Below are 14,075 nucleotides of genomic sequence, written 5' to 3'. Positions count from 1 at the left end.
AAAACAGCCGGATAAACGCAACCTCTGATCGACCCCATGGTCGTATCAGCAGCTATTGACCGAACAAAGGCTTCCCATGAGTGAAGATGCACAAGATGTAGTACTCATTGTCGAGGATGACCCCTCGATTCTGATGGTATTGTCCGCTTACTTGTCGGGTGAGGGTTACCGGGTGCTGCAGGCCGAAAACGGCGAGCAGGCCTTCGAAATACTGGCGAGCAAGCCGCACCTGGACATGATGATCACGGACTTTCGCCTGCCCGGCGGGATTTCCGGCGTGCAGATCGCCGAGCCTGCCGTGAAGCTGCGACCGGAACTCAAAGTGATTTTTATCAGCGGTTATCCGCAGGAAATCCGCGAGACCGACAGCCCGATCACGCGCAAGGCGCCGATCCTCGGCAAGCCTTTCGATCTGGATGTGCTGCAAGAGCTAATGCAGGACATGCTGTCGTAAATGCCCCGAAGCCCCCGTCATGGGGGCTTTCAGATTCGGATCATCTCCCGCACCTTGGCCGTCAACAGGTCGAAGGTGAACGGCTTCGTGATCATCTGCATGCCAGGGTCGAGGAAGCCGCCGCGCACCGCCGCGTGTTCGGCATAACCGGTGATGAACAACACCTTGAGATCAGGCCGGTATTGCCGACCGATTTCTGCCAGTTGCCGGCCATTCATTCCAGGCAACCCCACATCGCTGATCAACAAATCGATTCGCTGGCCGGAGTCGAGAATCGGCACTGCGCTGTCGGCATCGCCCGCTTCGACGAAGGCATAGCCCAACTCACTCAATACCGCGCTGACCAGCACGCGTACCGCCGGATCGTCCTCGACGATCAGCACGGTTTCACCTTTCCGGGCGTAAGGCGCGTGTGCGATATCGACCAGCGTTTCTTCGATCAGATCGCCGTTGTAGCGCGGCAAATACAGACTCACCGTCGTGCCGTTACCCACTTCACTCTCGATGGTCACGTGGCCGCGGGACTGCTTGCTGAAGCCGTAAATCATCGACAAACCCAACCCCGTGCCCTGGCCGATCGGTTTGGTCGTGAAGAACGGGTCAAAAGCCCTGCTGATCGTACCCTCCGGCATGCCGCAGCCGGTATCGGTCACGCTCAATACCACGTAATCACCCGGTTGCAGGTTGCTGTGGACCTGAGTGAAGCCCTTGTCCAAGTGTTGATTTGAAGTGTTGACCACCAGTTTTCCGCCTTCAGGCATGGCGTCACGGGCGTTCAGCACCAGGTTGAGCAGGGCGCTTTCGAGCTGATTGGGGTCAGCCTCGGCCACCCACAGGTCTTCGCTCAACTGCATGTCCAAGTGAATGCTTTCGTTGATGCTGCGCTGCAAGAGTTCACCCATGGACACCACCAGGGTGTTCATTTCCACCGGTTTGGAATCCAGTGACTGGCGTCGGGAAAACGCCAGCAGACGATGCGTCAGGCCTGCCGCGCGATTGGCGGAGGTCACCCCCAGATCGATCAGGCCGTCCAGATCATCAGTACGCCCCCGGGCCAGGCGTCGACGCAGCAACTCAAGGCTGCCGATGATGCCGGTCAGCATGTTGTTGAAGTCGTGCGCGATGCCGCCGGTGAGTTGGCCGACCGCTTCCATTTTCTGCGACTGCCTGAGGGCTTCTTCGTTGTGTCGCAGTTGGGCGGTGCGTTCCTCGACCTGTTGCTCAAGGGTTTCCAACGTGTTTTGCAGACGCAGTTCGCTTTGGCTCAGGTCTATCAACCGGTCCCTGGCTTCATATTGCCGTCGTCGCCCGCGCAACGCAGTGGTGACCAGGCTGATCAACGTCACCGGATGAAACGGGCGCTCGAGGAAGGTCACGTTGCCCAGTTGCGGGCCGAGACGCGACGCGGGGTTCTGTTCCGGTCCGCCGTGATGGGTCAGCAGTACGATTGGCAGGTCTGACCAGGTCGGTTGTTGCTCGATCAAACCCAGCAGCGGTTCGAGATCGCAACCCAGCAAGGCTTCCGAAGCAATCACCAGCAGGCCGGCACCTTTCGCGAGCTCGCTGCACAGCGTGCCCAGATCCCGGGTCACCAGGCCTTCGAAACCCGCTTCGTTGAGCATCATCAGCGCAATCTGGCTGTCGCGTCCCAGCGGCGCGAGAATGATCGCACGCTCGGACATCGCCTCGACAACCCTCACCGGACATCATCCTGAAGGAGTGGCTGGCCGGCGCCCATATAGGTCGGCACGCCGCGCAATACGCCCTGGAATGCATCCAAAGGTTCACCGATGGTCATGCCCGTGCTGCCGATGCGGTATTCGCGGATGGTCGATTCATGGCTACCGGTGCGTTTCTTGATAATTGAAATGGCCCGGCGGACCTTGCCCAGAGCTTCGAAGTAACGCAACAGAATCACCGTGTCAGCCAGATAAGTAATGTCGACCGGCGCCTGCATGTCCCCGACCAGCCCGTGTTGGGCCACTGTCATGAACGTCGCGGCGCCTCGGCGATTGAGGTACAGCAGCAGCTCGTGCATGTGCAGCACCAGTGCGTTTTCCTCGGGCATCGCAGCCTGATAGCCGTTGATGCTGTCGATCACCACCGTTTTGATCTCGCGCTCATCGACACAACGACGAACCCGGTGGGAGAACTCGCCGGGGGACAGTTCGGCGGCGTCGACTTGCTCGATCAGCAGGTTGCCGGTGTCTTGCAGCGCCTGCAGGTCGATGCCCATGTGTTTCATGCGTTCGAACAGCAGACCCAGCTCTTCGTCGAAAATAAACAGCGCGGCTTTCTCACCCCGGGCGACAGCTGCCGCAGCGAAGATCATCGAGATCAGCGACTTGCCGGTACCGGCCGGGCCGAGAATCAGCGTGCTGGACCCCGTCTCGATGCCACCGCCGAGCAGGGCGTCCATTTCGTCGACGCCGCTGGTCAACTGCTGGCGGGTGTAACCGCCACGGTGTTCCGCCGCGATCAGACGAGGGAACACGTGAACGCCGTCGCCCATGATCGTGAAGTCATGAAAACCGCCGCGGTACTTCTGGCCGCGGTACTTCACGACGCGGATCCGCCGGCGTTCGGCGCCATAGTTGGGCGTCAGTTCTTCGAGGCGAACCACCCCGTGCGCCACGCTGTGGACGGTCTTGTCGAGGGATTCGGTGGTCAGGTCATCCAGCAACAGCACGGTGGCGTCGTAGCGCACGAAGTAATGCTTGATCGCCAGAATCTGCCGGCGATAACGCAGGGAACTCTGGGCCAGCAAGCGGATTTCGGAAAGGCTGTCGAGCACCACACGGGTCGGCTTGACCCGTTCGACCACTTCGAAAATCTGTTTGGTCGCTTCACCCAGCTCAAGGTCCGAGGAATACAGGAGGCTCTGCTGATGGTCGGCATTGAGCAGGCTTTCAGGTGGGGTCAGCTCGAAGATGTGGATGTTTTCATCCAGCTCCCAACCGTGGGACAACGCCCCCTGGCGCAGTTCGCGCTCGGTTTCCGACAGCGTGATGTACAACGAGCGCTCGCCGGCACGGGCGCCGGCCAACAGAAAATGCAATGCGATGGTGGTTTTGCCGGTTCCGGGTTCACCCTCCAGCAAAAACACATGGCCGCGGGACAATCCACCGGCCAGGATGTCATCCAGACCTTCGATGCCGGTGGCGGCTTTTGCACTGAACAACTCGTTAGATGTAGACAAAAAAAACCCTCTCATGACTAGGGGAAGCGAGGCAGCAGGCCTGAAGTGCCTGAATGGACTGCCTGATCACTTGACCTTTTGCCGATGCGACGGTTCAACCTTTTTGGTTGATGGAGGGTGCCGTTACAAACCTTGCTGCAACGCCGGATCGTCAGGATTGAGCTGTTCCAACTGCGCCAAAAGGATCTGCACGTTCTGCAGTTGTCCGCTTTCCTTCCAGTAGTTGATCAGCAATACCCGCGCCTTGCGATCGGCCGGGTGGCGTTGGACGATCTCCTGCAACTGCTTTTGCGCTGCTTCCAGTTCTTGCTCGCCATGCAGGGTCGTCGCCAGGTCGTAGCGGTAATCTTTGTTGTTCGGATCAATCTCGACCGCTTTGGACAGACCGAGCAGGGCGAATTCGCTTTGTCCGTGATGCAGCAACCAAAGCCCCAAGGCATGTTGCAGGTAGGCCGACTCGGGTTGAGCCTTCAACTGTTTTGCCAGCAATTGCCGGGCTGCGTCGCTTTGGCCTTGTTTGTCCAGGACTTCAATCTGCATGACCAGCGCCGGCAGATTGACCGGGGCCAGCTTCAACGAGCGTTCCAGCGCCTGCTGCGTCTCTTTCAATTCGCCGTTGTGCAGGTGCAGGCGGGCCAGTTGGTATTGGGCTTCGGCGCTTTCCGGCTGGCTCTTCAAGACCTGTTCCCAGGCATCAATGGCTTGCTGCAACGGCCCGAAATACAAGCCCAGGTCATCCGGCGACAAGCCCAACAGCGCGTTGATCGCCGCAGACCGGACGCTTTGTTCGCTGTCATCGAGTAGCGGGCCGATCAGCAGGCTGCGCTGCCCGCTGGGCACCAGTCCGCCGATGCTTTTGATCGCCGCAATGCGCACGTCGGCCGAGGAGTTTTGCAGGTCTGCGTCCGCCAGTTTCAGGGCTTGTGGGCTGGGGTAATTAGGCAGTTCGGCATGCAGCCAGACACGACGTTTGGGCGACAGGTCAGGGCGAGCCAATTGCTGGTACAGAACCCGTGCGGCCCCCGGTTGCCCGGCGCGCGCCTGGGTCAACGCTTCGCTGTATCCGCGCTTGATGGCTTCCGGCACCACTGGTGTCGTGCTGCGCAGGAAAAACCAGGCAAGAGCGAAGGCAAACAGGACACAGAGGCTGATGAGCAAGTAGCGGCGGGACTGGGGCATGCAGGAATCCGGGGGCTGGCGGCTTTTGCAAAGCTGTCAGCTTCGGTCAGGTGGGCGTGTGAGTCAAACCCTGACTCAGTTCAATGCCGGCGATTTTGCCTACAGGTCGCGTCGACATTGAAACCCGTCGAAGCCATGAAGCAGTGACTACGCTTGGTGGAGATGACTCAAAGAGCGTTCCCATGCAACCGCTGCTCCCGTACTTCAAGGCAATGCTCAACATTAATGTTGAATGTGCCGCCGTCTTCGCGAGCAAGTCGGATCGCCGCACCGCCGCTCCCACAGGGATTTGTATTGATTTCTCGACCGATAAAAAAAGCCCCGCGACCGAATGAGGCGCAGGGCTAAAAAATTTGGTCGGTTGCGGCCAACCAAAGGAGCTCTTTAAAAACTTACTTGCTGGCGACCGTCTCGGGTTGCCAGCCACCGCCAAGGGCTTTGTAAATCGCGACAATGCCGCGATACAGATCGGTTTCGGCCAGGGCCTGGGTATCTTCGGCTGCCAGGCGCTCACGTTGGGCGTCCAGCAAGACGAGGAAGTCCACAGTGCCTTCGCGGTAGCGAATTTCGGCCAGGTCTGCGGCGGCACGGCTCGCTTCGCTTTGACGGATCAGCGAGATCAACCGTTGCTGACGTTTGCCGTAGTCGCTGAACGCGTTTTCCGATTCTTCCAGCGCCAGCAGCACTTGTTGCTCGTAGGTCGCCAGAGCGCCTTCGGCATCGGCATCGGCGCCGCGCAGGCGGGCCCGCACGCTGCCCAGGTCAAACGCTGCCCAAGTGATGCTTGGGCCGAGCGCCCAGGCATTGGCCGCCGCGGAACCGATTTGCGAACCACGCCCGGCGGTGAAGCCAAGGAAACCGCTGAGGCTGACCCGAGGGAACAAATCAGCCTTGGCCACGCCGATACGGGCAGTGGCGGAGGCCAGTTTGCGCTCGGCGCTGAGGATGTCCGGACGACGTTGCAGCAATTCACCCGGATCACCGATCGGCAACGCCTTGGCGATGGCCGGCAAGTCTTTTGGACTCAGGTTGACGGTCAGCTTGTCCGGACGTTCACCCAGCAGGGTGGCGATACGGTTTTTCTGCCGAACCTGTTCAGCCTGCAACTGCGGCACGCTGGCTTCGACCGAGGCGAGGCGTGCATCGGCACGCTCCACGTCCAGTTGATCGCCGACGCCGGCATCACGCAGGCTTTCGGTGATCTTGCGCGACTCCTGCTGGTTGTTCAGGTTGGCCAAGGCAATCTTTTCACGCAGTTGTGCACCGCGCAGTTGACCGTAGGCATCCACCAGTTCGGCAATCATGGTGACTTGCAGTTGGTACAGATCGGCTTCGGCTGCTTGCTGTTCGGCGTCGCTGGATTCCAGGTTGCGCTGGATACGGCCAAACAGGTCCAGTTCCCATGCCATGTCCAGGCCCAGATCGTAGCGTTCGCTGTTGACCCGCTTGGTGGTCTGGCCTGGAATCTGACCTTTACCCAAATCGCTGCTGGCGCGGCTGGTGATGGTTGGCATGGCGTCATTGCTGACGTCATCGCGGATCGCCCGGGCCGCTTTCCAGCGGGCGAAGGCGACGCGTAAATCACGGTTACCTTGCAGTGATTGAGTCACCAACTGGTTAAGGGTCGGGTCTTCGAACTGCTGCCACCAGATGCCTTCGAAACGCGTGCGGTCAAAGTTTTTCTGACCAGCAGCACCATCGGTAGCGGTGGTGATGTTTGCGGGCTCAGTCGCTGGGGTCTTGTAGTCCGGGCCGACGGTACAGGCACTCAGGGCCAGTACCAGAAGACTCGGCAGGAAGGCTTTCAGGCTCATTGTTGCGCCTCCAGTTGCTTTTCCAGTTTTAGCGCCTTGGCCGCTTTGCGCTTTTCACCGCGCTCCACAAAGTTACGAATCAATACGTAGAACACTGGCGTCAGCAACAGACCGAAGAAGGTCACCCCGAGCATCCCGGAGAACACCGCCACACCCATGGCATGACGCATTTCAGCACCGGCACCGCTGGAGAACACCAGAGGCACAACACCCATGATGAACGCGAAGGAGGTCATCAGGATCGGCCGCAGACGCAGACGGCAGGCTTCCAGTACCGCGGCGAGCGGGCTGAGGCCTTCGTCCTGCTGTTTATCCTTGGCAAACTCGACGATCAGAATCGCGTTCTTACACGCAAGTCCCACCAGTACGATCAAACCGATCTGGGTGAAGATGTTGTTGTCGCCTCCCGAAGCAATCACACCGGTGATGGCCGACAGCAGGGTCATCGGTACGATCAGGATCACCGCCAGTGGCAGGCTCCAGCTTTCGTACTGAGCCGCGAGCACCAGGAACGCCAGCAATACGCAGAGCGGGAACACGAACAGCGCGGTGTTGCCGGACAGAATCTGCTGGTAGGTCAGGTCGGTCCATTCGTAGGTCATGCCGTTAGGCAGTTCTTCCTTGAGCAGTTTCTCGATGGCTTTTTCGGCTTGGCCGGAGCTGTAGCCGGGGGCTGCCGCACCGTTGATTTCAGCGGTGATGAAGCCGTTGTAGTGCATCACGCGATCCGGCCCCGAGGTGTCGCTGACCTTGATGAAGGTCGCCAGCGGAATCATCTCGCCTTTGTTGTTACGCACTTTGAGCTGACCGATCTGGTCCGGTTCGAGACGGAACTGCTGTTCAGCCTGAACGTTGACCTGGTAGGTACGGCCGAAGCGGTTGAAGTCGTTGGCATACAGCGAACCCAGGTAAATCTGCAGGGTGTCGAAGATGTCGCTGACGGCCACGCCGTGGGTCTTGGCTTTTTCCCGGTCGATGGCGGCATCGACCTGCGGCACGTTCACGGTGTAGCTGGTGAACAGGGCGGCCAGTTCCGGCACGTTGTGGCTCTTGGTGATGATGTTCATGGTTTCTTTGTACAGCTCGTCGTAACCCAGGTTGCCCCGGTCTTCGATCTGCAGGCGGAAACCACCAATGGTGCCCAGGCCTTGTACCGGCGGCGGCGGGAAGATCGCCATGTAGGCTTCTTGAATCCCGGCGAACTGGCCGTTCAGTGCACCGGCAATCGCACCAGCGGACATGCTCGGGTCTTTGCGCTCGTCGAACGGTTTCAGGGTCACAAACACGATGCCGGCGTTAGGACTGTTGGTGAAGCCGTTGATTGACAAGCCGGGGAAGGCCACCGCACTTTCCACGCCAGGCTGTTTCAGGGCCAGGTCGGACATGCGTTTGATCACGTCTTCGGTACGGTCCAGGCTCGAGGCGTCCGGCAGTTGCGCGAAGGCCACCAGGTATTGCTTGTCCTGGCCGGGAACGAAACCGGTCGGGGTGCTGGAGAAACCGAAGAAGGTCAATACCATCAGGCCTGCGTACAGCAGCAGGGCAATACCGCTGCTGCGGATAACCCGGCCTACAGTGCCGACATAACCATGGCTGGCCTTGTCAAAGAAACGGTTGAATGGACGGAACAGCCAGCCACCGAAGATCTTGTCGAGGACCCTGGAGAAACGGTCTTTCGGTGCGTCATGGCTTTTGAGCAACACAGCAGCCAGTGCAGGCGACAGCGTCAGCGAGTTGAACGCCGAGATCACGGTCGAGATCGCAATGGTCAAGGCGAACTGTTTGTAGAACTGGCCGGTCAAGCCGGAGATGAACGCCGCCGGGATAAACACCGCACACAGCACCAGCGCGGTCGCGATGATCGGGCCGGTCACTTCACGCATGGCCCGCTTGGTCGCTTCGACCGGTGTCAATCCCAGTCCAATGTTTCGCTCGACGTTCTCCACCACCACAATGGCGTCGTCCACCACGATACCGATGGCCAGCACCAAACCGAACAGCGAAAGGGCGTTCAGCGAGAAGCCGAACAAGTGCATCACGGCAAACGTACCGATCAGCGAAACCGGCACCGCCACCAACGGGATGATCGAGGCGCGCCAGGTTTGCAGGAACAGGATCACCACCAACACAACGAGGATCAGCGCTTCGAAGAGGGTGTGAACCACCGCCTCGATGGAGCCGCGCACGAAGATCGTCGGGTCATAGACGATGCTGAAGTCCATGCCTTCCGGGAAGTTCTTCTTCAGCTCGGCCATTTTCTCCCGAACGTCGTTGGAGATCTGAATCGCGTTGGAGCCTGGGCGCTGGAAGATCGGGATCGCCACCGCCGGTTGGTTGTTCAGCAAAGAACGCAGGGCGTACTGGCTGGAACCCAGCTCAATCCGAGCGATGTCTTTCAGGCGCGTGATTTCACCGTTGTCGCCGGAGCGAATGATGATGTTCTCGAACTCTTCTTCAGAAACCAGACGGCCCTGAGTGTTGACCGACAGCTGGAACGCAGTGGCATTCGGTGCAGGTGGTGCACCCAACGCACCGGCAGCCACCTGACGGTTCTGTTCACGAATCGCAGTCACGACATCGGTGGCGGTCAGGTTACGCGAAGCGGTTTTGTTCGGATCAAGCCAGACCCGCAGCGAGTAGTCGCCCATACCGAACAGCTGCACGTCGCCGACACCGCCCAGACGCGCCAGCTCATCCTTGATGTTGAGCAAGGCGTAGTTGGACAGGTAGAGCATGTCGTAGCGTTTGTCCGGCGAGGTCAAGTGCACAACCATGGTCAGGTCGGGCGAAGCCTTGTCGACGGTGATACCGATACGCGTCACTTCTTCTGGAAGTTTCGGCTCGGTCCGGGTCACACGGTTCTGGACCTGCACCTGTGCGTTGTCCAGGTCGGTGCCCAGAGCAAAGGTGATGGTCAGGGTGATCTTGCCGTCAGCAGTGGACTGCGAGGACATGTACAGCATGTTCTCGACGCCGGTAATGGCTTGCTCCAAGGGAGCTGCCACGGTTTCACCGATGACTTTCGGGTTGGCGCCCGGGAAGTTGGCACGGACCACAACGGTCGGTGGCACGACTTCCGGGTATTCGCTGATCGGCAACTGGAACAGCGAGATGGCACCGGCGATCAGGATCAGCAGCGACAGTACCGCTGCGAAGATCGGCCGTGAGATGAAGAATTGGGAAAAATTCATCGGAGTTGTCGTCCCTTAACCGCGTGGAGTCGCAGCAGCCAGTTTCACAACCGAACCCGGCGCGACCTTGGCAGGTGCGACTTGGGGCAGGTTGCTGGCTTCCAGCGCTTGTCGTTGTTGTGCGAGTGCCGCGAGGGTTTGTTCACTGGCCATCGGGATCACTTCAGGGGTGACCGGCGAGCCAGGGCGAACCCGTTGCAGACCCTTGACGATGACGGTGTCATCCTTGTTCAGGCCGCTGCGCACGATGCGCAAGCCTTCGATTTTCGGACCCAGCTCAACGGCGCGATAGGCTGTCTTGTTGTCGGCATCCATCACCAGCACGAATTTTTTACCCAGGTCAGTACCGACCGCTTCGTCATTGATCAGCACGGCGGAGTAGGTGCCGCTGCCGACCAGTTTCAAACGGGCATACAAGCCAGGGGTGTACTGTCCGTCGGCGTTATCAAAGACAGCGCGACCGCGGATGGTGCCGGTTTTCGGGTTGACCTGGTTGTCGACGAAGTTCATCACGCCCTGGTGCGGGTTGCCGTCTTCGTTGGACAGGCCGAGGTAAACCGGGGTGGTGGCGCCGCGTTTGCCCTGACGAGCGAGCTGGGTGTACTTGAGGAACACACGTTCATCGGCGTCGAAGTAGGCGTAGACCTTGTCAGTCGAAACGACGCTGGTCAGCGCGGTGGTATCAGCGGTCACCAGGTTGCCGGCGGTGATTTCCGCACGGCTGACGCGACCACTGATTGGCGCGGTGACACGGGTGAAGCTCAGATTCAGCTTGGCCAGGTCCAGTTGAGCCTGGATGGCACCGACGGCGGCGCGAGCTTCCTGGGAAGCGCTGGTGCGCGAATCGGCAAGTTCAGCAGAGATTGCATTACTGGTGCGCAAGCGTTCGCCGCGCTGGGCTTCGTTTTCGCTGCGGGTGGCGTTTGCGCGACCCTGGGCAACCAGGGCTTCGAGGCGGCGGACCTCGGCCTGGAAGGGACGTGGATCAATCTGGAACAGCAAGTCGCCTTTCTTGACCAGTGCACCTTCAGTGAAGGCCACTTCATCAATCTGGCCGGAGACCCGTGGACGAATTTCTACGGTTTCTGGCGCTTCAAGACGCCCGGTGAATTCGTCCCACTCGTTGACCGGTTGTTCCAGTACCTTGGCGACACTGACTTTCGCCGCAGGCATGGTAGCGGCAGACTCCGGAGCCTTGCCGCAGGCGCTCATCACCAGTACGGCCAACATGGCCAACGGGAAGCGCAAATGTTTGAGTGACTGTTCCATGGATGCATCCGCCAATGTATTGAGATGGGCGGATGATGAGCGGCGGGGTGGTATCGCACGAATCAAATGAAGCGAAGGTAACTATCATTCGGAATGATATGAGGCTGAAGCAAGCCCTCTAGCATGCGCCTTGCATTGAGGAGCAATCAATTGGATTCATGACAATTCAGTGTTGCAGCCGATGCAAAGAAAAATCCTGAAACCATGCTAAGGCCATCGCGGGCAGGCCACGCTCCTACAGTGAAATGCATTCCAATGTAGGAGCGAGGCTTGCCCGCGAAGAGGCCATCAGCCCCAACACAAAGTCAGTGTCAGGCCAGACTATCCGGATCCCCAAAGAACATCTGAATCCGCGACCGCAACCAACGCTCACCCGGATCATTATCCTGCGACCCGCGCCACGCCATGTGCAATTCAAAGCTGCGCACCGGCAACGGTGGGTCTTCAGCCCGCACACCGCCAGCCGCTGTCAACGCATCAGCCGTGTAATCCGGCACCGTCGCGACAATATCGGTGCCGCTGATGAGCGTGCTGAGCCCGTTGAACTGCGGCACCGCGAGCACCACATGACGTTTGCGCCCGAGCTTTTCCAGTTCTTCATCTATAAAGCCGCTCAGGTCACCGGCAAATGACACCAGTGCATGGGGGCGGGCGCAGAAATCATCCAGGCTCAACGGGCCCGGCACCGTATCGGCACGCAATAGCTTCGGCATGCTGCGACGCAGCACTTTGCGCTTGGCGTTGGCCGGCAGGTCGGCGGTGTAGCTCACCCCGATGGAAATCTCACCCGAGGCCAACAGGCTCGGCATCAGGATGTAGTTGGCCCGACGCACCACCAGCACGATCCCCGGTGACTCGGCACGCAAGCGCTTGAGCAGCATCGGCAACAGCGCGAACTCGACATCGTCCGACAGGCCAATGCGGAACACCGCGGTGCTGGTGGCCGGATCGAATTCCGCCGCACGGCTGACCGCGGTGGAAATCGAATCCAGTGCCGGGGAGAGCAGGGCGAAGATTTCCACCGCGCGGGCGGACGGCTCCATGCTGCGCCCGGTACGCACGAATAACGGATCATCGAACAGCCCGCGCAGGCGCGACAGCGCCGCGCTGATGGCCGGCTGGCCGAGGAACAATTTCTCCGCAGCACGGGTCACACTGCGCTCATGCATCAGTGTTTCGAAAACGATCAACAGGTTCAGGTCGACACGACGCAGGTCATTACGATTCATCTGGAGTCCTGGCAGAGTCATCAAGCTTGACGAGAGCGGCCATATGAGAACAATGGCCGGCATGAATCTTACGGGGAAAGGCTGCTACTCTGCACCGAATAATTCAGTTTCCCTGGAACGGATGCTCCGGATTTTTACGATAACCGTTGATCCAATGGATGCTGCGGAATCAATGACAGGCATGTCGACTATTAATAGCCACTGATAGTCTTGGGTAGAAAGCCCAGATAGAGTTCAGGGCATTAGAGGTTTCTTTGACGAGGTTTGCGATGTCACGCACGATCCGTTTTCACAAGTTTGGTCCAGCCGAGGTGCTCAAATGCGAAGAGCATGCGGCCGCTCTCCCTGCTCCGGGCGAAGTGCAGGTGCGCGTCGAGGCGATTGGCATCAGCTGGTACGACATTCTCTGGCGCCAGAACCTGGCCTCATCCCACGCTCGTCTGCCTTCTGGCCTTGGCCATGAAATGTCCGGCGTCGTAACGGCGGTCGGCGAGGGCGTCGATGACCTGGCGGTCGGTGACAAGGTCGCCAGCTTCCCGGCTGAAAGCCCGAACGACTATCCGGTCTACGGCGAGCAGATTGTGTTGCCGCGCTCGGCACTGACCCGTTATCCGGACGTGCTCAGCCCGATTGAAGCCAGCGTGCACTACACGCCGCTGTTGATCGCCTACTTCGCTTATGTCGATCTGGCACGGGTCAAACCCGGGCAATTTGCCTTGGTGACCGACGCGAGCCACTGTGCCGGTCCGTCCTTTGTACAATTGGGCAAGGCACTGGGTATCCGGGTCATTGCCGCGACCAAGACGTCGGAGGAGCGTGAGTACCTGCTGTCCCTCGGCGCCGAGAAAGTCATCGTCACCGAAGAACAGGATCTGCTGATGCAGATCAACAAGATCACCGACAACCGTGGCGTCGACGTGGTGTTCGATGGCCTTGGCGGTCCGCAGATGTCGTTGCTCGGCGATGTGCTCGCGCCTCGTGGCAGCCTGGTGCTGTACGGCCTGCAAGGTGGTAACCAGACGCCGTTCCCGGCCTGCGCAGCGTTCCAGAAGAACATTCAGTTCTTCGTTCACTGTATCGGCAACTTCACCGGCAAGCCGGAGCTGGGCATCATCCAGGACCAGGTCGCACTGCAACGTGCCTTGCGTGACATCAACCAGCTGACCGCTGATCGCGTGCTGCTGCCGCTCAAGACTCGGGTCTTCCCGTTTTCCGAGTTTGTCGAAGCACACCGCTACATGGACGAATGCCCGTGTCGCGAACGGGTCGCCCTCCAGGTCGAACCGGCCTGATACCCCTGAAAAAGTCCGTGCTTGCACGGACTTTTGCATTCTCCCTCCGAAAATCCGAGACGTTCCGTCAACCTGCGACGGATCAGTTCAGCAACTGAACTGGTTTTTGCTCTCAATCTGTATCTTCTAATCAGCATATAAGCCCCGATAATTGAATGATTACTTTCATCTCAAGGAATGAGCTATGGCTGGGTATCGGATAGATACTGTTCATCGCACTCCGGCAATACAAACTCGACAAATAGCGCGTTATCGATCAATTGCCGAAAAATTAATGGCGACTTCTTTCCTTATTTCTCGTGCTACATGTCTGTGGGACGCTGTCGGATATTTCCTAGGATCTCGCGAACGGCCTCAAGGCGCTTGCTCTGTGGGGCTTTGCGGCAATCGCTCATTGGCGGGATCACCAGTAAGCTCGATTCATTTCAAATAATTACCGAAAAACTAA

Annotated in this window: 10 protein-coding genes; 3 read left to right on the top strand and 7 right to left on the bottom strand. The window is 59.1% G+C overall.

Annotated features, from left to right (window positions below; genetic code table 11):
* Positions 1-76 precede the first annotated feature (76 nt).
* Positions 77-454, top strand: a complete 378-nt coding sequence (locus ACA070_RS15835; protein WP_010460444.1) for a response regulator — start codon at positions 77-79, stop codon at positions 452-454.
* Positions 455-483: 29 nt separating this feature from the next.
* On the opposite strand, the gene ACA070_RS15830 is transcribed toward ACA070_RS15835, so the two are convergent.
* From ACA070_RS15830 to ACA070_RS15820, 3 genes are all read right to left on the bottom strand, one after another.
* On the bottom strand, positions 484-2,136 hold the full coding sequence (locus tag ACA070_RS15830) for an ATP-binding protein (protein WP_497451958.1): 1,653 nt from the start codon (positions 2,134-2,136) through the stop codon (positions 484-486).
* Between the two features lie 14 nt (positions 2,137-2,150).
* Positions 2,151-3,653 (bottom strand): ATPase domain-containing protein, encoded by a 1,503-nt coding sequence (locus tag ACA070_RS15825; protein ID WP_497447397.1) that lies wholly within the window; start codon positions 3,651-3,653, stop codon positions 2,151-2,153.
* A 123-nt stretch (positions 3,654-3,776) separates the two neighbouring features.
* A complete protein-coding gene (locus ACA070_RS15820) occupies positions 3,777-4,832 on the bottom strand; it encodes a tetratricopeptide repeat protein (RefSeq protein WP_497447396.1) in 1,056 nt (351 codons plus the stop codon).
* Positions 4,833-5,014: 182 nt separating this feature from the next.
* Between ACA070_RS15820 and ACA070_RS15815 the strand changes: the two genes are divergently transcribed.
* The gene (locus ACA070_RS15815; RefSeq protein WP_497447395.1) at positions 5,015-5,167 is read left to right on the top strand and encodes a hypothetical protein; all 153 of its coding nucleotides are present in this window, start codon (positions 5,015-5,017) and stop codon (positions 5,165-5,167) included.
* Positions 5,168-5,224: 57 nt separating this feature from the next.
* Here ACA070_RS15815 and ACA070_RS15810 read toward each other — a convergent pair whose 3' ends face one another.
* The 4 genes from ACA070_RS15810 to ACA070_RS15795 form a co-directional block, all read right to left on the bottom strand.
* On the bottom strand, positions 5,225-6,646 hold the full coding sequence (locus ACA070_RS15810; protein WP_497447394.1) for an efflux transporter outer membrane subunit: 1,422 nt from the start codon (positions 6,644-6,646) through the stop codon (positions 5,225-5,227).
* Positions 6,643-9,837 (bottom strand): efflux RND transporter permease subunit, encoded by a 3,195-nt coding sequence (locus ACA070_RS15805; RefSeq protein ID WP_497447393.1) that lies wholly within the window; start codon positions 9,835-9,837, stop codon positions 6,643-6,645. Before ACA070_RS15805 ends, ACA070_RS15810 begins: the two co-directional genes overlap by 4 nt.
* Positions 9,838-9,852: 15 nt before the next feature.
* The gene (mexE, locus tag ACA070_RS15800; RefSeq protein ID WP_438660113.1) at positions 9,853-11,106 is read right to left on the bottom strand and encodes a multidrug efflux RND transporter periplasmic adaptor subunit MexE; all 1,254 of its coding nucleotides are present in this window, start codon (positions 11,104-11,106) and stop codon (positions 9,853-9,855) included.
* Positions 11,107-11,417: 311 nt separating this feature from the next.
* Entirely contained in the window at positions 11,418-12,335 is a 918-nt protein-coding gene (locus tag ACA070_RS15795) for a LysR family transcriptional regulator (protein WP_257605177.1), read from the bottom strand.
* Positions 12,336-12,604: 269 nt separating this feature from the next.
* Here ACA070_RS15795 and ACA070_RS15790 point away from each other — a divergent pair, with 269 nt between their 5' ends.
* Entirely contained in the window at positions 12,605-13,627 is a 1,023-nt protein-coding gene (locus ACA070_RS15790; protein WP_131058575.1) for a zinc-dependent alcohol dehydrogenase family protein, read from the top strand.
* Positions 13,628-14,075: the final 448 nt, after the last annotated feature.

Source organism: Pseudomonas sp. LBUM1678 (genome assembly GCF_059695575.1).
The sequence above is the reverse complement of the archived record's forward strand: the minus strand, read 5'-3'. Positions and strand labels throughout refer to the sequence as shown.

What these genes read in the sequence shown, in the direction of transcription:
- ACA070_RS15815 (WP_497447395.1), top strand. Translation starts at nt 5,015, where the DNA reads ATGCAACCGCTGCTCCCGTACTTCAAGGCAATGCTCAACATTAATGTT.
- ACA070_RS15795 (WP_257605177.1), bottom strand. Translation starts at nt 12,335, where the DNA reads ATGAATCGTAATGACCTGCGTCGTGTCGACCTGAACCTGTTGATCGTT.
- ACA070_RS15820 (WP_497447396.1), bottom strand. Translation starts at nt 4,832, where the DNA reads ATGCCCCAGTCCCGCCGCTACTTGCTCATCAGCCTCTGTGTCCTGTTT.
- ACA070_RS15835 (WP_010460444.1), top strand. Translation starts at nt 77, where the DNA reads ATGAGTGAAGATGCACAAGATGTAGTACTCATTGTCGAGGATGACCCC.
- ACA070_RS15830 (WP_497451958.1), bottom strand. Translation starts at nt 2,136, where the DNA reads ATGTCCGAGCGTGCGATCATTCTCGCGCCGCTGGGACGCGACAGCCAG.
- ACA070_RS15805 (WP_497447393.1), bottom strand. Translation starts at nt 9,837, where the DNA reads ATGAATTTTTCCCAATTCTTCATCTCACGGCCGATCTTCGCAGCGGTA.
- ACA070_RS15790 (WP_131058575.1), top strand. Translation starts at nt 12,605, where the DNA reads ATGTCACGCACGATCCGTTTTCACAAGTTTGGTCCAGCCGAGGTGCTC.
- ACA070_RS15810 (WP_497447394.1), bottom strand. Translation starts at nt 6,646, where the DNA reads ATGAGCCTGAAAGCCTTCCTGCCGAGTCTTCTGGTACTGGCCCTGAGT.
- mexE (WP_438660113.1), bottom strand. Translation starts at nt 11,106, where the DNA reads ATGGAACAGTCACTCAAACATTTGCGCTTCCCGTTGGCCATGTTGGCC.